The sequence below is a fragment of the Flavobacterium sp. genome, from assembly GCF_044361065.1.
Taxonomy (GTDB): domain Bacteria; phylum Bacteroidota; class Bacteroidia; order Flavobacteriales; family Flavobacteriaceae; genus Flavobacterium.
Window position 1 is genome coordinate 1 of the sequence record NZ_JBIKJI010000189.1, and the last position, 3,393, is coordinate 3,393.

Annotated in this window: 2 protein-coding genes and 1 pseudogene; 1 reads left to right on the plus strand and 2 read right to left on the minus strand. The window is 33.4% G+C overall.

Going from position 1 to position 3,393, the window contains the following annotated elements:
* Positions 1–201, plus strand: a pseudogene (locus tag ACIQ11_RS09645) (energy-dependent translational throttle protein EttA); the annotation flags it as partial.
* A 47-nt stretch (positions 202–248) separates the two neighbouring features.
* Here ACIQ11_RS09645 and ACIQ11_RS09650 read toward each other — a convergent pair.
* Positions 249–1,040 carry a DUF3667 domain-containing protein gene (locus ACIQ11_RS09650; protein WP_396154419.1) on the minus strand — a complete coding sequence of 264 codons (792 nt, stop codon included), beginning with the start codon at positions 1,038–1,040 and terminating at the stop codon, positions 249–251.
* Positions 1,041–1,101: 61 nt separating this feature from the next.
* A partial coding sequence (gene purL / locus ACIQ11_RS09655) for a phosphoribosylformylglycinamidine synthase (RefSeq protein ID WP_396154421.1) occupies positions 1,102–3,393 on the minus strand: 2,292 nt, incomplete at its 5' end.

Consider the following 3,393-nt stretch of genomic DNA (forward strand, 5'->3'; position numbering starts at 1 on the left):
AACTTTGCAGGTTGTGCCGTAATTATTTCGCACGACAGATGGTTTTTAGATAGAGTTTGTACGCATATTTTAGCTTTTGAAGGCGAGTCACAAGTATATAGTTTTGAAGGAAGTTTTACAGAATATGAAGAAAACAAACGCAAACGATTAGGTAAAGATGTTACCCCAACTCGAATTAAATACAAGAAATTGATTCGATAATTTTTTATAAAGTAAAAGGGCTGTTTCATATAAAACAGCCCTTTTTTTTATGTGTTAAACTGAACGTCACCAAATTTCCAATTACTTAAATATCCGACAATAAAAAAAGCAAATACATACAATTCGAGTAAGGTTAAAAGAATAAATAAAATTACTCGAAAAGCAAAAGTACCTTTTTTGTAATACTCTTTAAATGTTTGATAATAGCTAAAGATTGGAAGTAGAATAATAGTAATTCCAATAATTATTGTGAGAATTTTATAAATAATATCAAAATATTCTGTAAATATTAAAAAAGAAACTATAGTGTCAAGTGTATTGATTAGTAATATTCCTAAGAATGTAATTCCTGCAATAATTAGATGTTCGCTGAAGTTTAATTTACGTTTTCTGAACAGAATAAAGCTGTTTATGGCAAATAACGGAACGAATGAAAAAATTAAAATTTTGGCATTTTTAATCAAAAAAGGTTGAAATTTATTACCAAAAGTATCTTTTATTACTATTGTTGGATGGTCAAAATATTCGTTAACTAATTGAGCGTGATAATTAGATAAAAATAAATTTAAACCGATAAGCAATAAGATAAAATAAAAAACATTGTAGTATCTAATTCTTTTACCTTCAATATAATCTAATGCTGCTTTTCCAGGGCGTATTAATGATTCCTTTGCAGTAAATAACATTCCTTTTTCAATATGAAAAAGACCGTGCAAGAAATGATGTTTTATGAAATTTTTAAAGTCAATTCGATGAATAGCTGTTTTTTGCCCGCAATGAGAGCAAAAATTCCCACTAATTTCCTGGTCGCAGTTTAGACATTTTGTAGAATTGTTCATACTTTTTTTTAAAACGCAATATTACAAAAAAATCAGCTTATTGAAAGCTGATTTTTAAATTTTATTTTTTGTTATCTATCCATTTTCTGGCATTCACAAAGGCTTCTAACCAAGGTGAAACGTCGTCTTTTTGATTTCTGTCTGGATAATTTGCCCAATTCCAAGGGAACGTAGAACGCTCAATATGTGGCATCATAACCAAATGTCTTCCAGTTGTGTCGCACATCATCGCCGTATTATAATCCGAACCATTTGGATTGGCTGGATAGCTCTCGTAGCCATATTTTGCAACAATATTATACGCATTTTCAGGCATTGGTAAATTGAATTTTCCTTCACCGTGCGAAATCCAAACCCCTAAAGTGGCACCTTCTAATGAAGAAAGCATCACCGAGTTGTTTTTCTGAATTTTTACAGAAGTAAAGCCACTTTCGTGTTTGTTAGAATCGTTGTGTTTCATTTTTCCGTGCACCTCGTGCTCAGGATTAATCAGCTCTAATTCCATCATTAATTGGCACCCGTTACAGATTCCAACAGAAAGTGTATCTTCTCTTTTAAAGAAGTTTTTTAAAGCAGAGTTTGCTTTTTCATTGTATAAAAAGGCACCTGCCCAACCTTTAGCGGAACCTAATACATCTGAATTAGAGAAACCACCTACAGCACCAATAAATTGTATGTCTTCTAAGTTTTCTCTACCCGAAATTAAATCGGTCATATGCACGTCTTTTACATCAAATCCTGCTAAGAACATTGCATTTGCCATTTCTCGTTCAGAATTACTTCCTTTTTCACGAATAATAGCTGCTTTTGGCCTTGCACCAGCGGGAATTACAGGTAATTTACCATCAAATTGCGATGGAAATGAAAATTGCAAAGCTTGTTTATCAAAATTCTCAAAACGTTCTTTTGCTTTGCCGTTTTTCGTTTGTTTTTGATCTAATAAATAAGATGTTTCAAACCAAGTTCTTCGGTACGTGGCAATATCCAAATTCCAAGTTCCAAATTCCAATTTTCCAGAATTAGTAACTTCACCAAGATTGAAAAATTCTACTTTATTTTCATTTAAATAAGCTTCAAATTCTTCATTATTAGCAGGTTGAACGACAACGCCGATGTTTTCTGAAAATAATATTTTGACTAAATCTTTTTCTTCAAAACAATCAAAACTTAATTTCATTCCCGTTTCCTCAAAGTTTGAGGTTCCCCCTTCGGGGGTTAGGGGGCTGAAACATAATTCCAATAAAGTCGTAATCAAACCACCACTACCAATATCGTGTCCGGCTTTAATTTTTCTGTCTTTTATTAAATCTTGTAAGGTATTGAATGCTTTCTTGAAGAATGCAGCGTCTTTAATAGTTGACGTTTCATTTCCTACTTTATTTTGCGTTTGATAAAATGAAGAACCTCCTAATTTAAAAGTATCTTGTGAAAAATTGATGTAGTAAATGTTTCCGCCATTTCGTTGTAAAACAGGTTCTACTACTTTAGTGATATTCGAACAATTTCCAGCTGCTGAAATAATAACCGTTCCCGGTGCAATTACTTCGTCATTCGGGTACTTTTGTTTCATTGATAAGGAATCTTTTCCTGTTGGAATATTGATTCCCAATTCGATAGCAAAATCCGAACATCCTTTTACAGCTTCGTATAAACGGGCATCTTCACCTTCGTTTTTACACGCCCACATCCAGTTTGCCGATAATGAAACCGATGCTAAACCGTCTTTTAATGGCGCCCAAACTAAATTTGAAAGGGATTCTGCAATAGCATTTCTACTTCCTGCTACCGGATCAATTAAAGCTGAAATAGGAGCGTGCCCAATAGAAGTGGCAATTCCTTCTTTTCCTTTATAATCTAAAGCCATTACACCTACATTATTTAAAGGCAATTGTAACGGACCTGCACATTGTTGTTTGGCTACTTTTCCACCTACACAACGGTCTACTTTATTGGTTAACCAATCTTTACAAGCTACGGCTTCTAATCGTAATACTTGATTTAAATAGGTTGGAATTTCACTTGTATTATATTCTGAATTACTATAATTTCTCGTAATTGTTTTGTCGTTCATTATGGTTTTTGGCGAACTTCCAAAAAAGTCTTCCAAGGCATAATCCATTGGTTTTAAACCTGTCGATTTTGATTCAAAAGTAAATCTATGGTCGTTGGTTACATCACCCACTTCATACATTGGCGAACGTTCTCTATCGGCAATGCGTTGTAAGGTTTCTATGTCTTTTTGACCAATAACCAAGCCCATTCTTTCTTGCGATTCGTTTCCGATGATTTCTTTCGCAGAAAGCGTAGGATCGCCCACAGGTAATTTATCTAAATCGATTAAACCTCCTGTTTC